The organism is Pseudomonas fluorescens, from assembly GCF_900215245.1.
GTDB lineage: Bacteria > Pseudomonadota > Gammaproteobacteria > Pseudomonadales > Pseudomonadaceae > Aquipseudomonas > Aquipseudomonas fluorescens.
Genome location: NZ_LT907842.1, coordinates 1,152,727 through 1,166,069 on the forward strand (window position 1 = coordinate 1,152,727; position 13,343 = coordinate 1,166,069).

Genomic DNA, 13,343 nt, shown 5'->3' on the forward strand with positions numbered 1-13,343 from the left:
AGGCGGCTGCAATAAGCCCCTTTGCACTTTTCGACCGCCCAAAACAAAACCCCTGTTCGCGTTAGCAAACAGGGGTTCTGGAATTTAATCTTGACGATGACCTACTCTCACATGGGGAAACCCCACACTACCATCGGCGATGCATCGTTTCACTACTGAGTTCGGGATGGGATCAGGTGGTTCCAATGCTCTATGGTCGTCAAGAAATTCGGGTACTGAGTCGTGGCCAGTTGGCCTCGCTTCAGCAAATTGGGTATGTGATAGCTTTCGGTGTTTTGTGAGATTCGAACTTTCGGTTCTATCGTCTTCACACACCGCAATCTGATGCTTCTGCTTGTTTCCAAGTAAGGAGTAGTCAAATTGCTTGGGTGTTATATGGTCAAGCCTCACGGGCAATTAGTATTGGTTAGCTCAACGCCTCACAGCGCTTACACACCCAACCTATCAACGTCGTAGTCTTCGACGGCCCTTCAGGGGACTCAAGGTCCCAGTGAGATCTCATCTTGAGGCTAGTTTCCCGCTTAGATGCTTTCAGCGGTTATCTATTCCGAACATAGCTACCCGGCAATGCCACTGGCGTGACAACCGGAACACCAGAGGTTCGTCCACTCCGGTCCTCTCGTACTAGGAGCAGCCCCTCTCAAATCTCAAACGTCCACGGCAGATAGGGACCGAACTGTCTCACGACGTTCTAAACCCAGCTCGCGTACCACTTTAAATGGCGAACAGCCATACCCTTGGGACCGGCTTCAGCCCCAGGATGTGATGAGCCGACATCGAGGTGCCAAACACCGCCGTCGATATGAACTCTTGGGCGGTATCAGCCTGTTATCCCCGGAGTACCTTTTATCCGTTGAGCGATGGCCCTTCCATACAGAACCACCGGATCACTAAGACCTACTTTCGTACCTGCTCGACGTGTCTGTCTCGCAGTCAAGCGCGCTTTTGCCTTTATACTCTACGACCGATTTCCGACCGGTCTGAGCGCACCTTCGTACTCCTCCGTTACTCTTTAGGAGGAGACCGCCCCAGTCAAACTACCCACCATACACTGTCCTCGATCCGGATAACGGACCTGAGTTAGAACCTCAAAGTTGCCAGGGTGGTATTTCAAGGTTGGCTCCACGCGAACTGGCGTCCACGCTTCAAAGCCTCCCACCTATCCTACACAAGCAAATTCAAAGTCCAGTGCAAAGCTATAGTAAAGGTTCACGGGGTCTTTCCGTCTAGCCGCGGATACACTGCATCTTCACAGCGATTTCAATTTCACTGAGTCTCGGGTGGAGACAGCGCCGCCATCGTTACGCCATTCGTGCAGGTCGGAACTTACCCGACAAGGAATTTCGCTACCTTAGGACCGTTATAGTTACGGCCGCCGTTTACCGGGGCTTCGATCAAGAGCTTCGCGTTAGCTAACCCCATCAATTAACCTTCCGGCACCGGGCAGGCGTCACACCCTATACGTCCACTTTCGTGTTTGCAGAGTGCTGTGTTTTTAATAAACAGTCGCAGCGGCCTGGTATCTTCGACCGGCATGAGCTTACGGAGCAAGTCCTTCACCCTCACCGGCGCACCTTCTCCCGAAGTTACGGTGCCATTTTGCCTAGTTCCTTCACCCGAGTTCTCTCAAGCGCCTTGGTATTCTCTACCCAACCACCTGTGTCGGTTTGGGGTACGGTTCCTGGTTACCTGAAGCTTAGAAGCTTTTCTTGGAAGCATGGCATCAACCACTTCGTCATCTAAAAGATAACTCGTCATCAGCTCTCGGCCTTAGAATCCCGGATTTACCTAAGATTCCAGCCTACCACCTTAAACTTGGACAACCAACGCCAAGCTGGCCTAGCCTTCTCCGTCCCTCCATCGCAATAACCAGAAGTACAGGAATATTAACCTGTTTTCCATCGACTACGCTTTTCAGCCTCGCCTTAGGGACCGACTAACCCTGCGTCGATTAACGTTGCGCAGGAAACCTTGGTCTTTCGGCGTGGGTGTTTTTCACACCCATTGTCGTTACTCATGTCAGCATTCGCACTTCTGATACCTCCAGCAAGCTTCTCAACTCACCTTCACAGGCTTACAGAACGCTCCTCTACCGCATCACTTACGTGATACCCGTAGCTTCGGTGTATGGTTTGAGCCCCGTTACATCTTCCGCGCAGGCCGACTCGACTAGTGAGCTATTACGCTTTCTTTAAAGGGTGGCTGCTTCTAAGCCAACCTCCTAGCTGTCTAAGCCTTCCCACATCGTTTCCCACTTAACCATAACTTTGGGACCTTAGCTGACGGTCTGGGTTGTTTCCCTTTTCACGACGGACGTTAGCACCCGCCGTGTGTCTCCCATGCTCGGCACTTGTAGGTATTCGGAGTTTGCATCGGTTTGGTAAGTCGGGATGACCCCCTAGCCGAAACAGTGCTCTACCCCCTACAGTGATACATGAGGCGCTACCTAAATAGCTTTCGAGGAGAACCAGCTATCTCCGAGCTTGATTAGCCTTTCACTCCGATCCACAGGTCATCCGCTAACTTTTCAACGGTAGTCGGTTCGGTCCTCCAGTTAGTGTTACCCAACCTTCAACCTGCCCATGGATAGATCGCCCGGTTTCGGGTCTATTCCCAGCGACTAGACGCCCTATTAAGACTCGCTTTCGCTACGCCTCCCCTATTCGGTTAAGCTCGCCACTGAAAATAAGTCGCTGACCCATTATACAAAAGGTACGCAGTCACAGAACAAAGTCTGCTCCCACTGCTTGTACGCATACGGTTTCAGGATCTATTTCACTCCCCTCTCCGGGGTTCTTTTCGCCTTTCCCTCACGGTACTAGTTCACTATCGGTCAGTCAGTAGTATTTAGCCTTGGAGGATGGTCCCCCCATATTCAGACAAAGTTTCTCGTGCTCCGTCCTACTCGATTTCATGACTAAGAGATTTTCGCGTACAGGGCTATCACCCACTATGGCCGCACTTTCCAGAGCGTTCCGCTAATCTCAAAGCCACTTAAGGGCTAGTCCCCGTTCGCTCGCCACTACTAAGGGAATCTCGGTTGATTTCTTTTCCTCAGGGTACTTAGATGTTTCAGTTCCCCTGGTTCGCCTCTTACGCCTATGTATTCAGCGTAAGATAACCATCTTATGATGGCTGGGTTCCCCCATTCAGACATCTCCGGATCAAAGTCTGTTTGCCGACTCCCCGAAGCTTTTCGCAGGCTACCACGTCTTTCATCGCCTCTGACTGCCAAGGCATCCACCGTATGCGCTTCTTCACTTGACCATATAACCCCAAGCAATCTGGTTATACTGTGAAGACAACATTCGCCGAAAATTCGATAATACTCAATTACGAGCAACTCACAAATTTTACCTTAGCCTGATCCGTTACCAGTGAAAGTAACGTTCAGTCTATCTTTCTATCACATACCCAAATTTTTAAAGAACGATCTAATCAAAGACTAGAAATCAACATTCACCATCATCACAATGGAATGCTCATTTCTAAGCTTTCGAAACTTCAGAAGCAGTAGTGGTGGAGCCAAACGGGATCGAACCGTTGACCTCCTGCGTGCAAGGCAGGCGCTCTCCCAGCTGAGCTATGGCCCCGTATTTCTACAGGCGTTTCCCACACAAAATTGGTGGGTCTGGGCAGATTCGAACTGCCGACCTCACCCTTATCAGGGGTGCGCTCTAACCAACTGAGCTACAGACCCAATTTCGGGCTGCTTCTTATCGTCTTCTTCAATGAATCAAGCAATTCGTGTGGGAACTTATGGAGCAGCTGATGTCGTCGATTAAGGAGGTGATCCAGCCGCAGGTTCCCCTACGGCTACCTTGTTACGACTTCACCCCAGTCATGAATCACACCGTGGTAACCGTCCTCCCGAAGGTTAGACTAGCTACTTCTGGTGCAACCCACTCCCATGGTGTGACGGGCGGTGTGTACAAGGCCCGGGAACGTATTCACCGCGACATTCTGATTCGCGATTACTAGCGATTCCGACTTCACGCAGTCGAGTTGCAGACTGCGATCCGGACTACGATCGGTTTTGTGGGATTAGCTCCACCTCGCGGCTTGGCAACCCTCTGTACCGACCATTGTAGCACGTGTGTAGCCCAGGCCGTAAGGGCCATGATGACTTGACGTCATCCCCACCTTCCTCCGGTTTGTCACCGGCAGTCTCCTTAGAGTGCCCACCATTACGTGCTGGTAACTAAGGACAAGGGTTGCGCTCGTTACGGGACTTAACCCAACATCTCACGACACGAGCTGACGACAGCCATGCAGCACCTGTCTCAATGTTCCCGAAGGCACCAATCTATCTCTAGAAAGTTCATTGGATGTCAAGGCCTGGTAAGGTTCTTCGCGTTGCTTCGAATTAAACCACATGCTCCACCGCTTGTGCGGGCCCCCGTCAATTCATTTGAGTTTTAACCTTGCGGCCGTACTCCCCAGGCGGTCAACTTAATGCGTTAGCTGCGCCACTAAGAGCTCAAGGCTCCCAACGGCTAGTTGACATCGTTTACGGCGTGGACTACCAGGGTATCTAATCCTGTTTGCTCCCCACGCTTTCGCACCTCAGTGTCAGTATTAGTCCAGGTGGTCGCCTTCGCCACTGGTGTTCCTTCCTATATCTACGCATTTCACCGCTACACAGGAAATTCCACCACCCTCTACCATACTCTAGTCAGTCAGTTTTGAATGCAGTTCCCAGGTTGAGCCCGGGGATTTCACATCCAACTTAACAAACCACCTACGCGCGCTTTACGCCCAGTAATTCCGATTAACGCTTGCACCCTCTGTATTACCGCGGCTGCTGGCACAGAGTTAGCCGGTGCTTATTCTGTCGGTAACGTCAAAACACTAACGTATTAGGTTAATGCCCTTCCTCCCAACTTAAAGTGCTTTACAATCCGAAGACCTTCTTCACACACGCGGCATGGCTGGATCAGGCTTTCGCCCATTGTCCAATATTCCCCACTGCTGCCTCCCGTAGGAGTCTGGACCGTGTCTCAGTTCCAGTGTGACTGATCATCCTCTCAGACCAGTTACGGATCGTCGCCTTGGTGAGCCATTACCTCACCAACTAGCTAATCCGACCTAGGCTCATCTGATAGCGCAAGGCCCGAAGGTCCCCTGCTTTCTCCCGTAGGACGTATGCGGTATTAGCGTCCGTTTCCGAACGTTATCCCCCACTACCAGGCAGATTCCTAGGCTTTACTCACCCGTCCGCCGCTCTCAAGAGAAGCAAGCTTCTCTCTACCGCTCGACTTGCATGTGTTAGGCCTGCCGCCAGCGTTCAATCTGAGCCATGATCAAACTCTTCAGTTCAAACATCTTTGGGTTTTTAAGAAACCCTAAACTTGGCTCAGCAATCGTTGGTTACATCTTTGATTTCTCGCGGAGTAACTTGTGATGCTGATAATCTTGTTGACTATCAGTCTGACTCCACAAGCACCCACACGAATTGCTTGATTCAGTTGTTAAAGAGCGGTTGGTTAAGATCTTTCGTCTCAACCGAGGCGCGCATTCTACAGCAGCCTCATTTGCTGTCAAGTGATTATTTTCAGAAGTTTTCGAGGAATTCCTCAACAACTTCAACCACTTGCGCTTCCGATCTCTCGTTAGCGGGAGGCGAATTCTACAGCGTTACACGCTGCTGTCAACACCTCTTTTTCTCCGCTTTCGACCGAGAGGATCGAAACGTTAATAGAGCCAAACAACACTGCCCTACCAACTCCTTCTGGGCTTCGATGACCTGAAGCAACTCGCTGTCGAATCCTGCATAACTCTTTGTTTACCAAGGAGTTTTCCGTTTCGACTGCGCCGGAAGTGGGGCGAATTATAGACGCCCAGAATCTACCGTCAAGCGCTAATTACGCTTTTGTCGCAGAAAGTGGTTTTTTCGCAATAAGGCGGGGAATTCGACGCGTCACTGGTGGAATCCGCAAGACCAACAGCAGCGCACCGATAGATGCATAGATGGCCCACTCCTTCAGGTCGGCCCGCACGATCCAAAGCATATGCAGCAAACCAAGCCCAAGAATCACATACACCAGGCGATGCAGCTTCTTCCAACGGCTGCCGAGCCGACGCTGACTATAGCGATTGGACGTCACCGCCAGCACCAGTAAACAGAGGAAACCCAGCGCGCCCACAATAATGTAAGGCCGCTTGCGCAGCTCTACACCAAATTGCGACCAATCAAGCCCAAGGATGAACACGCAGTAAGCCGCCAGGTGCAGAGCCACATACGCAAAACACCAGAGCCCCAGCTGTCGGCGGACAGCAATCCACCCCGCCCACCCACTGAGCTTCTGCAGTGGCGTCATGCACAGTGTGATCAGCAACAGAACCAGCGTTCCAAGCCCCAACCGATCCATCAGCACTTTCCCAGGATCAGGCCCGAGCACCGAGCTCCACGCTTCATATAACCAGAAAAATGGCCATATCGCCGCCGCTATAAAGACGCCAATGCGCCAGATTGGATAACGCATCAGTAGTTCTTCCGCAAATCGAGACCTGTATAAAGAGAAGCGACCTCATCCGAGTAGCCATTGAACATCTGCGTCTCGCGCACATTTGGACTGAATAAGCCGCTCGGCAGACGACGCTCCCGCGCCTGAGTCCAGCGAGGATGGTCGACTGTAGGATTCACGTTTGCGTAGAACCCATACTCATTGGCCGCAATACTCTGCCACGTGGTTTTAGGCTGCTCGCTCACAAGGCTGATGCGCACAATGGACTTCACACTCTTGAAGCCATACTTCCACGGCACCACCAAACGCAACGGCGCGCCGTTCTGGTTAGGCAACTCACGCCCATACATGCCTACGGCAAGAATCGCCAACGGGTTCATGGCTTCATCCAGACGCAGCCCTTCTACATAAGGCCAGTCGATCAAGCCGAAGCTTGAACGCTGACCCGGCATGCTTTTCGGGTCCTGGAGCGTTTCAAAGCGGATGTACTTGGCCTTGGAGGTCGGCTCAACCTGTTTGAGCAAGGCTGAAATGGGAAAGCCCATCCACGGAATCACCATTGACCAAGCCTCGACACAGCGCAACCGGTAAATGCGTTCTTCCAACTGATAAGGCTTCATGAAGTCTTCCAGGGCATAACGCCCAGGCTTGGCGACTTCCCCATCAATGACCACGCTCCATGGCTCGGTCTTGAGCGAGCCCGCGTTCTTCGCCGGATCCCCTTTGTCCGTACCGAACTCATAGAAGTTGTTGTAGTGGGTTGCATCCTTGAACGGGGTGATAGCCTCGTCCTTTACCGTGACAGCCTGCCACTTGGTACTCGGCAGCTTCTCGGCAAACCAGCTGGGGGCGTTGCCCGGTTCGACATCGGCATAACGCGCAGCATCGTCCGCACTGGCCCAGCGCGGCAAACTACTGGCCGCGACACCGGCAAGCGCACCGCCGAGCAGGCTGCGGCGAGAAAGGTAGAAGGATTCGGGGGTCACATCCGATTCAAGGCAATCGGACGCTTTGGGGATCTTGATTAACATGGCAACTCCGCAGCATTGGAGGACTGATGCACCAATAGACTGCGGAGTATGGGGAACATTACATTAAGACAATGTTTTGTCGCGACGCAGATGCAGCAAATATTGGATCGGCCCGGAAGCAGCGTAGACCAGGAACGCCAGCAGCAGGATACGCGGGGGATCACTGAACACGACGGCAAACACCAGCACAACCACCAGGATAGCCACGAAAGGCACGCGCCCTTTGAGGTCCAACTCCTTAAAGCTGTTGTACTTGATGTTACTGACCATCAGCATGCCGGCCGCCGCAACCATCAAGGCCACCAGAAAAGACATCTTCGACCCCTGGATCCCGTAGTCACTGAACGCCCAGACGATACCCGCCACCACTCCCGCAGCAGCGGGGCTTGCGAGACCAATGAAGTAACGCTTGTCGGCCGTACCCACCTGGGTATTGAAGCGCGCCAGACGCAAAGCAGCGCCCGCGACGTAGATGAAGGCAACCATCCAGCCCACCTTGCCCATATCGCCCAGTGCCCAGGCGAACGCCAGCAGTGCAGGCGCCACACCAAAGGCAACCATGTCCGACAACGAGTCGTACTCGGCACCGAAGGCGCTTTGGGTATTGGTCATACGCGCAACACGGCCATCAAGGCCGTCGAGCACCATGGCCACAAAGATTGCGATGGCAGCAAAACCGAAATACTTGCTGGCGCTCGCCGCATCACCCGCCGCCAACGCGCTTTGAGCGCTCATGGAGTTGATGATGGAATAGAAACCGGCAAACAGGTTCGCCGTGGTGAACAGATTGGGCAGGAGATAGATGCCACGATGCCGGACCTTGCGGCCTTCCGCGTCATGCCCTTCTTCGACATGTTCATCGATCGGTAGCAGGCTATCGGCGTCAGAAGCCTGGCTTGGCTCGTCGGGACGTTCGCTCATGGACTTTACCTTGCAACGGGTGTGAAAAAAATTCGACAAATACTTGCGGCGAGTGTTCGCCCGCAAACGATGCAGCTTTATACCAGAACCAGCCTCCCAAACGAAAAAACGCGGCCTAAGCCGCGTTTTCTCTTGATACGTACGACTTAGTTTTTGGCTTTGTCGACGATCTTGTTGGCACCGATCCACGGCATCATGGAGCGCAGTTGCTCGCCGATGACTTCGATACCGTGAGCGGCGTTGTTACGACGCTTGGCAGTCATCGAAGGGTAGCCGGTTGCGCCTTCGCTGATGAACATTTTGGCGTATTCGCCGTCCTGAATACGTTTCAGGGCGTTGCGCATAGCCTGACGCGACTCGGCGTTGATAACTTCCGGGCCAGTCACGTACTCGCCGTATTCGGCGTTGTTGGAGATCGAGTAGTTCATGTTGGCGATACCGCCTTCGTACATGAGGTCAACGATCAGCTTCAGTTCGTGCAGGCATTCGAAGTAGGCCATTTCCGGCGCATAGCCAGCTTCAACCAGGGTTTCGAAACCGGCTTTAACCAGTTCAACGGTACCGCCGCACAGAACAGCTTGCTCGCCGAACAGGTCGGTTTCGGTCTCGTCCTTGAAGGTGGTTTCGATGATACCGGTACGACCGCCACCAACACCCGCTGCGTAGGACAGCGCAACGTTTTTGGCGTTGCCCGAAGCGTCCTGGTAGATCGCGATCAGGTCAGGGATACCGCCGCCTTTGACGAACTCGGAACGCACGGTGTGGCCCGGCGCTTTCGGCGCAATCATGATCACGTCGAGGTCAGCGCGTGGCACAACCTGGTTGTAGTGAATCGCGAAGCCGTGGGAGAAGGCCAGGGTGGCGCCCTTCTTGATGTTCGGCTCGATTTCGTTCTTGTACAGCGCGGACTGGAACTCGTCCGGGGTCAGGATCATGACCAGGTCGGCAGCAGCAACAGCGGAAGCAACGTCAGTTACTTTCAGACCGTGGGCTTCAGCCTTGGCAACAGTGGCCGAGCCTTTACGCAGACCAACAGTGACGTCAACGCCGGAATCTTTCAGGTTGCAAGCTTGTGCGTGACCCTGGGAACCGTAGCCGATGATGGCGACTTTCTTGCCCTGGATGATCGACAGGTCACAATCTTTATCGTAATAAACTTTCATGAGGTTCCTCTATATATCCAGGCCGTAAGGCCATTCGCTAATTTGGGTTAGATGCTGAGTACTTTGTCGCCACGGGCAATCCCGGTGACACCACTGCGTACCGTTTCCAGAATCGAGGCCGTCCCGATCGACTGGATGAAGCTGTCCAGCTTGTCGCTTGTACCGGTCAGTTGCACGGTATAAACGCTGGCGCTCACATCGACGATCTGCCCGCGATAAATATCGGTAGTCCGTTTGATCTCGGCACGTTGAGCACCCGTCGCCTTAACCTTTACCAACATCAGCTCACGCTCGATGTGGGCACTTTCCGACAGATCGACCAGCTTGACCACTTCGATCAGTTTGTTGAGGTTCTTGGTGATCTGCTCGATCACCTCATCGTGGCCCACGGTGGTCAACGTCAGGCGCGACAGGGTCGGGTCTTCGGTCGGTGCCACGGTCAGGCTTTCGATGTTGTAGTTGCGTTGCGAAAACAGGCCGACAACACGAGACAGAGCGCCGGGTTCGTTCTCCAGAAGCAGGGAGATAATATGCCGCATGATTAAGTACGCTCCGTCTTGTTCAGCCACATATCGCGCATAGAGCCGTCTTTGATTTGCATCGGGTAGACGTGCTCGCTGGTGTCAACCTGAATATCAAGGAACACCAGACGGTCCTTCATGGCGAACGCCTCTTCCATCATCGGCTTGAGATCCTTCAAATCAGTGATGCGCATGCCGACGTGGCCATAGGCTTCAACCAATTTGACGAAATCTGGCAACGATTCCATGTAGGAATGGGAGTGACGGCTACCGTAGCTCATGTCCTGCCACTGACGAACCATGCCCAGCACGCCGTTGTTCAGGCAGACGATCTTCACCGGAAGGCCGTACTGCAAGCACGTCGACAGTTCCTGGATGTTCATCTGGATGCTGCCCTCACCGGTGACGCACGCGACGTCGGTGTCTGGGAAGCTCAGCTTTACGCCCATGGCCGCAGGGAAACCAAAGCCCATCGTGCCCAGACCACCGGAGTTGATCCAGCGGTTAGGCTTGTCGAACTTGTAGTACTGGGCGGCGAACATTTGGTGCTGGCCCACGTCGGAGGTCACAAAGGCGTCGCCCTTGGTCACTTCGCACAGGGTTTCGATCACGGTTTGCGGCTTGATGATGCTGCCGTCGCCCTTGTCGTAAGGGAACAGGCCGCGATCACCGCGCCACTCGTCAATCTGCTTCCACCAGCTGGCAACGGATTCCTTGTTCGGCGTTTCGCCGATGTCCTTGAGCGCGGCAACCATTTCGGTCAACACACTTTCCACTGGACCAACGATCGGCACGTCGGCCTTGATGGTCTTGGAGATGGACGCCGGGTCGATGTCGATGTGGATAATCTTGGCATTCGGGCAGAACTTGCTCGCGCCATTGATCACACGGTCATCAAAACGCGCGCCCACGGCCAGGATCACGTCGGCGTGGTGCATGGCCAGGTTGGCGGTGTAGCTACCGTGCATGCCGAGCATGCCGACAAACTGACGATCGGTGCCCGGGAAGGCGCCGAGGCCCATCAGGGTGTTGGTTACCGGCAGGTTAAGCAGTTTGGCCAGTTCGGTCAGCGGTGCGGAACCGCCGCCCAGAATGACACCACCGCCCGAGTACAACACAGGGCGTTTGGCTGCCAGGAGCATCTCTGCTGCCTTGCGGATTTGCCCCGAGTGCCCACGAACAGCCGGGCTGTAGGAACGCAGCTTGGCTTTCTTGGGGAAGACGTATTCAAATTTTTCGGCCGGGTTGGTCATGTCTTTCGGGATATCTACCACGACAGGGCCGGGACGACCGGACTGTGCGAGGTAGAAGGCCTTTTTCATGACTTCCGGGATTTCCGAAGCATGCTTGATCATGAAGCTGTGTTTCACGATCGGCCGGGAAATACCGATCATGTCGGTTTCCTGGAAGGCATCGGTACCGACCATGGTGCTTGCGACCTGGCCGGAAATGATCACCATCGGAATGGAGTCCATATAAGCAGTCGCGATGCCGGTAATGGCATTCGTTGCGCCTGGGCCGGACGTAACCAGTACCACGCCGGCTTTACCGGTGGCACGGGCGTAACCGTCAGCCATATGGGTCGCGGCCTGTTCGTGACGAACCAGGATGTGGGTAACAGCCGGTTCCTTGAACAGTGCGTCGTAGACATGCAGCAGAGCACCACCTGGGTACCCGTAGATATAATCGACGCCTTCGTCACGCAAAAAGCGGACGAGCATCTCACCGCCAGATAAAAGCTCCACGTTGTTCACCTCTAAAACGCCAGAATACCGTCCGTTAAAAACCGACGGGTCTTAATAGGTTTACTTCTCAACAGAGCATGAGCGACGGTGGTCGCCGACTACGTCAGCACTGACTGAGCAAGTATTGGGATCGTCCCAAGTGTTGCGGGCTTTTCCCACCCAGCGCGAGGTAACGCGTTGCGGGTGTTACAGGTCGGCGCGGGTATGCGCCTCATGATCTGCTGAGCGGGCCTGCTTCTGGCAGTCCCGATACAGCGGACTTTGGATTCTTCTGTTTCAGCCCCTTCAAGTCAAGCAATAATTGCGCTTTTTTCCAACTAAGCGCATGAGAACGTAGAAGAAAGGGGTTTGAGGAGGGATAAAACTCGCCTGAATGTCGTCAAGCGGTAGAAATGTGCGCAAGACTGCCGGAAATACCGGCAGTCAGGCAATTAACGAGCGTCGACGATCAATTGGTCGAACTTTTTCAGCGCATTTCGCAAACCCAGGCTCTCAACCGGCCGATCGGCATAGACCATCTCGGCCATCTCAAGGATCCCTGAAGCATTGGGCAATGGCAGGTCCTGCTCCAGAATCTGCTTCATGCGCACCAGGAAGATCCATTGCAGCCACTGGTGAAAGTCCAGGGTATCGACCGAGAAAGGCTCAACGCTGCTCAGCGCCTCGGCGCTGGGGGACACTTCGTCCCACCAACCCTGCACACGCAACTCGCGCTCAATCAGCAACAACTGTTCAGCAATCGCTGGAAACCGTGCATCCATCAGAGGCTGACCTTGGCTTTCTGTCGAGCTTGAGCGGCCCCGGCCGCGTCGCCTTGTGCGGCACGCGCATCACCAATCAAGGCCCATAGGTTGGCTTGCAGGTCTGGACGACCATTGGCCATGGTCAGGCCGCGACGGGCGAACTGCTCGGCCTGCGGCGCGTCACCCTGAGCCATGCGCACTTGGGCGAGGCGATACAACACTTGCGGCTCGCGAGGTGCCACACGTTGAGCACGCTCAAGGCTCGACGACGCACCATTCAAGTCGCCGCTGGCTTGCTGCTGCTGGGCGGTCGTCAGCAAAGCCAACACCGGACCATCCAGTTGCTCGTCAGCCGACAGACCGCCAGCGCTCGAACGCGACGGAATGCCGCTCGGCGTGGACGGCATGTTGTAGGTGCCCTGGTTGATCGGCGCCGTCTGGATCGGCGTGGAGTCGACAGGCCCCGATGTGCTTGGCCCTGGGGTCCACGGCTCGGCACTGATCGGCGCCGACGTAGCGGCACCCGCGCCAGGCACCATTACCACCACACCCGAATCCTGCGGCATGGCTTGCGGTGTGGCTTGGGCAGGCCGCTTGACCACGGTCTGACGGAAACCGCCATTGGCCGATATGCGGTCGTTGTTGGAAACGGTCGTGCTCGAATCCACCACCGGAATCGAACCGCGTTGCACGCTGGAGCAACCGCTGAGTACCGCCAGAGCTGTAATAGCTGGAATCAACCACTTGTTCAC

At 54.5% G+C, this 13,343-nt stretch carries 8 protein-coding genes, 2 tRNA genes and 3 rRNA genes; all 13 read right to left on the reverse strand.

Annotation, left to right across the window (positions count from 1 at the left end):
• Nucleotides 1-88 precede the first annotated feature (88 nt).
• The 13 genes from rrf to CPH89_RS05495 all read right to left on the reverse strand — a co-directional run bounded on the left by rrf (nt 89) and on the right by CPH89_RS05495 (nt 13,343).
• Nucleotides 89-204, reverse strand: a 5S ribosomal RNA gene (gene rrf / locus CPH89_RS05430).
• Nucleotides 205-375: 171 nt separating this feature from the next.
• Nucleotides 376-3,267: ribosomal RNA gene (locus CPH89_RS05435) — 23S ribosomal RNA — on the reverse strand.
• 250 nt (nt 3,268-3,517) lie between these two features.
• A tRNA-Ala gene (locus CPH89_RS05440) sits at nt 3,518-3,593 on the reverse strand.
• A 30-nt stretch (nt 3,594-3,623) separates the two neighbouring features.
• Nucleotides 3,624-3,700: transfer RNA gene (locus CPH89_RS05445), tRNA-Ile, on the reverse strand.
• Between the two features lie 82 nt (nt 3,701-3,782).
• Nucleotides 3,783-5,319: ribosomal RNA gene (locus tag CPH89_RS05450) — 16S ribosomal RNA — on the reverse strand.
• Together the 16S, 23S and 5S rRNA genes with 2 tRNA genes alongside form the textbook arrangement of a ribosomal RNA operon.
• Nucleotides 5,320-5,864: 545 nt before the next feature.
• Nucleotides 5,865-6,485: a protein-methionine-sulfoxide reductase heme-binding subunit MsrQ gene (gene msrQ, locus CPH89_RS05460; RefSeq protein ID WP_053258044.1), complete on the reverse strand. Its 621-nt coding sequence runs from the start codon at nt 6,483-6,485 to the stop codon at nt 5,865-5,867.
• Nucleotides 6,485-7,498, reverse strand: coding sequence for a protein-methionine-sulfoxide reductase catalytic subunit MsrP (gene msrP, locus CPH89_RS05465; protein ID WP_053258045.1), 1,014 nt, complete (start codon nt 7,496-7,498; stop codon nt 6,485-6,487). The genes msrQ and msrP overlap by 1 nt, the downstream gene beginning before the upstream one ends.
• A 63-nt stretch (nt 7,499-7,561) precedes the next feature.
• A complete protein-coding gene (gene pssA, locus CPH89_RS05470) occupies nt 7,562-8,419 on the reverse strand; it encodes a CDP-diacylglycerol--serine O-phosphatidyltransferase (RefSeq protein ID WP_053258046.1) in 858 nt (285 codons plus the stop codon).
• A 146-nt stretch (nt 8,420-8,565) separates the two neighbouring features.
• Nucleotides 8,566-9,582, reverse strand: a complete 1,017-nt coding sequence (gene ilvC / locus CPH89_RS05475; protein ID WP_003176099.1) for a ketol-acid reductoisomerase — start codon at nt 9,580-9,582, stop codon at nt 8,566-8,568.
• 47 nt (nt 9,583-9,629) lie between these two features.
• A complete protein-coding gene (gene ilvN, locus CPH89_RS05480) occupies nt 9,630-10,121 on the reverse strand; it encodes an acetolactate synthase small subunit (RefSeq protein ID WP_003176102.1) in 492 nt (163 codons plus the stop codon).
• A gap of 2 nt (nt 10,122-10,123) precedes the next feature.
• Complete coding sequence (locus CPH89_RS05485; RefSeq protein WP_053258279.1) at nt 10,124-11,848, reverse strand: acetolactate synthase 3 large subunit; 1,725 nt, start codon at nt 11,846-11,848, stop codon at nt 10,124-10,126.
• A 431-nt stretch (nt 11,849-12,279) separates the two neighbouring features.
• The gene (locus CPH89_RS05490) at nt 12,280-12,609 is read right to left on the reverse strand and encodes a YqcC family protein (RefSeq protein ID WP_053258047.1); all 330 of its coding nucleotides are present in this window, start codon (nt 12,607-12,609) and stop codon (nt 12,280-12,282) included.
• Nucleotides 12,609-13,343, reverse strand: coding sequence for a tetratricopeptide repeat protein (locus CPH89_RS05495; RefSeq protein WP_053258048.1), 735 nt, complete (start codon nt 13,341-13,343; stop codon nt 12,609-12,611). Before CPH89_RS05495 ends, CPH89_RS05490 begins: the two co-directional genes overlap by 1 nt.

What these genes read in the sequence shown, in the direction of transcription:
- msrP (WP_053258045.1), bottom strand. Translation starts at nt 7,498, where the DNA reads ATGTTAATCAAGATCCCCAAAGCGTCCGATTGCCTTGAATCGGATGTG.
- ilvN (WP_003176102.1), bottom strand. Translation starts at nt 10,121, where the DNA reads ATGCGGCATATTATCTCCCTGCTTCTGGAGAACGAACCCGGCGCTCTG.
- CPH89_RS05490 (WP_053258047.1), bottom strand. Translation starts at nt 12,609, where the DNA reads ATGGATGCACGGTTTCCAGCGATTGCTGAACAGTTGTTGCTGATTGAG.
- pssA (WP_053258046.1), bottom strand. Translation starts at nt 8,419, where the DNA reads ATGAGCGAACGTCCCGACGAGCCAAGCCAGGCTTCTGACGCCGATAGC.
- msrQ (WP_053258044.1), bottom strand. Translation starts at nt 6,485, where the DNA reads ATGCGTTATCCAATCTGGCGCATTGGCGTCTTTATAGCGGCGGCGATA.
- ilvC (WP_003176099.1), bottom strand. Translation starts at nt 9,582, where the DNA reads ATGAAAGTTTATTACGATAAAGATTGTGACCTGTCGATCATCCAGGGC.